Source organism: Chamaesiphon sp. OTE_20_metabat_361, from assembly GCF_031364565.1.
On record NZ_JANLWO010000647.1, the window covers coordinates 1 to 3,946 of the forward strand.

The 3,946-nt window shown below is 49.1% G+C and carries 2 protein-coding genes; both read left to right on the top strand.

The genetic code is table 11. From position 1 onward, the window contains the following. Nucleotides 1-882: 3-dehydroquinate synthase (aroB, locus tag RMO35_RS18570; RefSeq protein WP_309742994.1), on the top strand; the 882-nt coding region annotated here is incomplete at its 5' end. An 85-nt stretch (nucleotides 883-967) separates the two neighbouring features. After that, a partial coding sequence (locus RMO35_RS18575; protein ID WP_309742996.1) for a CHASE2 domain-containing protein occupies nucleotides 968-3,946 on the top strand: 2,979 nt, incomplete at its 3' end.

Consider the following 3,946-nt stretch of genomic DNA (forward strand, 5'->3'; position numbering starts at 1 on the left):
GCCCTAGAGCGGGGGCTAGAACGCTCGTCAACGCTCGTTGCTCTAGGCGGTGGCGTAATTGGGGATATGACGGGTTTTGCGGCGGCTACGTGGCTGCGGGGCATCAATGTGGTGCAGGTACCAACAACGCTCCTGGCAATGGTAGACTCGTCGATCGGTGGTAAGACTGGCGTCAATCATCCTGATGGCCCCAAAAATCTGATTGGTGCCTTTCATCAACCCCGGCTGGTGCTTACCGATCCGCTCGTCCTCCAGACACTTCCCGCACGAGAATTTCAGGCAGGGATGGCCGAAGTTATTAAATATGCCGTTATTGGCGACAGTGAGCTATTCGTGCTTCTAGAAGGCGCTAATGGACTTCAGGCAAGTCAGATCGCGCCCGAACTCCTAGCTACTATTCTAACTCGATCGGCTCGTGCGAAGGCGAAGATCGTCAGCGAAGACGAGCATGAATTAACTGGATTAAGGGCGACTTTAAATTACGGTCACACGATCGGTCATGCGATCGAAAATGTGACAAAATATGCAGTGAATCATGGCGAAGCTGTTGCCATCGGGATGGTTGCCGCCGGACAAATTGCGGTGAAATTGGGACTGTGGGACGCTGCTGCCGCTGCCCGTCAAAATCGGGTGATTCAATCGGCTCATCTGGCGATCGATCTCCCACCCCAGATCGATTTAGCGCAGATCGTCGAGACACTTAAATCCGATAAAAAAGTTAAAGCAGGCAAGGGGATATTCATTCTTCCCAGTTACATCGGTGCCACGGAGACGATTGCCTACGATCCGCTCCCCGGATCTTTAAATGCCGATCGAAAGGTCGTGTCGAATGCGTTAATTATGCAGATTTTAACAGCTATGTTGCCGATTGCAATTGCTTAGATTCCAGTTATCCTAATTTTTACGTGCGATCGAAGTGCATCGATTTTAGCTCCTCCCCGCAAATCTCAGCCACCATCTACCGCTCTTGAACTATCTCACCCGATTCACAAATCTTTCTCTTCAACTTCCCGAACACTTGCGAGCTGTGTGGCGATGGTTGCCAGGGCCAATTGCGGCGACGATCGCGATCGGATTGGTACATCTCGATGCCATGGCTCCAGTTGAAGATTTTGCGTACAATCGCCTCACCGAATTGCGCGGCGAACGGGCATGGGACGATCGGGTAGCGGTCATCGAAATCGACGATGAAAGTATTACTAAATTTAGAGATTTACCAAAAAATCGCGCGTACTATGCCAAGCTAGTTAAAATTCTAACTAAGTATAATGCCAGTACGATCGTCTTTGAGCCGATATTCAACGACATCACACCCAATGATGCCGAACTGATCGAAGCGATTAATAATCATAAAGCTGTCGTCCTCGCTCAAAGTTGGGATAACAAAGGTGTGCCGATCGTCCCCACCCGCCGCTTGAAAGCCGCCGCTCAAGCAATCGGTCATATCGATAAAATTAAAAGTCACGATGGGGTCATTCGCCAAATTCTCTCATACAAGAATCGGGTTTATTCGCTAGCCTGGATGGCAGTCGAAGGACATAATCTTAGCAATGAGCCGGAAATCAAACGTCCGCCCAATGAGGGCAATTTCTGGATTAATTGGCCGGGTAAAATTGCCAAGACCAATCACTATTCTTTGAGTTCGGTTTTAGAGCCACAAACCGAGCGCGACAAGCAACGGCTCGAAAAAGGTTTTAATAATAAAATTGTCTTAGTAGGCGTCACAGGTAGTAGCGCCAAACAGATCGAGACGCCATTCGATCGCGCTGAAGGGGTCGCCAGTATTTATTTACATGCGGCAATTGTCGATAATTTACTGGGACGCGATCGACTTCAAATCGTCCCCGGTAATTGGCTATTATTAGTACTACTCGGATTCAGTCCGCTCTTGAGCGACAGGCTCAGTCGGCTTACTCACGGGCAAAGATTGCTGGCATTACTCGGCTTGAGTGGTGGCTGGATGACAATTGTTACTTTAGCTTTAGCCAATAATTACTGGCTGCCAGTTGCCGCACCAATTACACTACTAACCCTCACTTGTGTCGGCGTTGCTTATTGCGAGCGTCAATATACAGACTTTCTGGTAAAACGCGAAATAGACAGGCTGTGGCAAACCCATCAGATCAATCTAGTGACGCACACGCCTCGCTCTGGCGATCGACAACTTTTACAGCCAATTCCAGTTGGCAAAGTTGCTAAACTAGCCACGATCGCCGCCGAATTAGGGCGGGCACAATCGGCACAAACCGCGATCGCCCACAGCTTATCGATGGGACTGCTCGCCACTGAATTAGACGGAACGGTGTGGTTTTGTAATTCGGTCGCTTCCCAACTTTTAAATATCAATATCGGCGATAAAATCGAACACTGTTTGGTACCGCACTGGCTGACTACAAGGGAGTGGCAGGATCATCTCGTCGATATCCACACTTATCAAAGTTTGCCAGCTAAAGAAGTCAAATACAATGATAAATTTTTCACGCTGAAATTAGAAGCATTACTTAATTGGCAAGAAATTCAAAGAGATATTATCGACGGTAAGAAAATTGGCGATATCGCCGTAGTGTCCGGCTTCTTGATTGCGATCGAAGATATCACCACCGCCAAGCAACTCCAGTCCCTCTCCCTCGATCTCGAACGCCATCGCCGTCAAGAGTTAGCCAAAGAAAATGCCATCTTAGAAAAGGCTCGCCAGCTCGCCGAATCTGCTGGCAAAATGAAGAGTGAATTCTTGGCAAATATGAGTCATGAAATTCGGACGCCGATGAATGGGATTATTAGTTTTACCGAGTTGTTATTAGATACTAAACTCAACGACGAACAGCGCAGCTTTGTCGAAACCATTCGCTGTAGCTCCGATAACTTGCTCAATATTATTAATGAAATCCTCGACTTTACCAAAATCGATGCCGGACAATTGCACCTCGAAGAAATTAATTTTAATCTCGTCGATACCGTCGAACAAACGATCGAAGTTCTTGCCAACAATGCTTATTCCAAGGGGATCGAATTGAGCTGTCGGATCGAACCTACCATCCCTACCAACCTCCAAGGCGATCCCACCCGATTGGGTCAAATTTTGACCAACTTAATCGGCAATGCGATCAAATTTACCGAGCGCGGCGGTGTCTCGATCGATATTAGCGCGATCGCGACCACCGATCGGCAGACGACCCTCTACTTTCAAGTCCAAGACACGGGGATCGGCATCGCCCAAGACAGTCAAGATAAGATTTTTCAATCCTTCTCACAAGCTGACTCCTCTACCACCCGCCAATATGGCGGTACGGGTTTAGGACTAGCCATTTCCAAACGCCTGATTGAAATGATGGGCGGCGATATCGGGGTGATCAGCGCCCCCTCAGCAGGTTCGATCTTTTGGTTTACCCTCACCTGCACGCGGACTAGCCTCACCCCAGAAATAGACGATCGCTCGATCCTCGCGCGTCAACTCGCCCAAACCATTCACGGACAACGCCTCCTGATTGCTGGCAATTGGGATCACAGCCGTCACGCCATCGCTAGTGCTGCCGAATATTATGGCGCGATCGTCACAACCACCACCACTAGTGCCGATGCCATGAATCTGCTGCTAGCCGCTGCCGCAGTCAGTAAACCTTTTGAAACCCTAATTACAGACCTTTCGTTCCCAGATAACCACAATACGACCCTCCCAGAGCAGATTAGCCACTATCCCGAACTAGCAGATTTGCGGATAATTACGACGATCTCCTTTAATGAATACGATCGCGTCTCCACGCTCCACCAGAAATCGATAATTGCCGGATACACCTTCAAACCAGCCAAGCCACTGATTCTACTCGGTAAATGTGTCGAGCCAGCCGCCCAAATTGCCCCCGCAAACACCTCATTTGGCTATATCACTGCGCCCAAACCACCCCAACCGCAGATCCTCGCCCCACAAGTCAGCTCCAATCTGCGCATC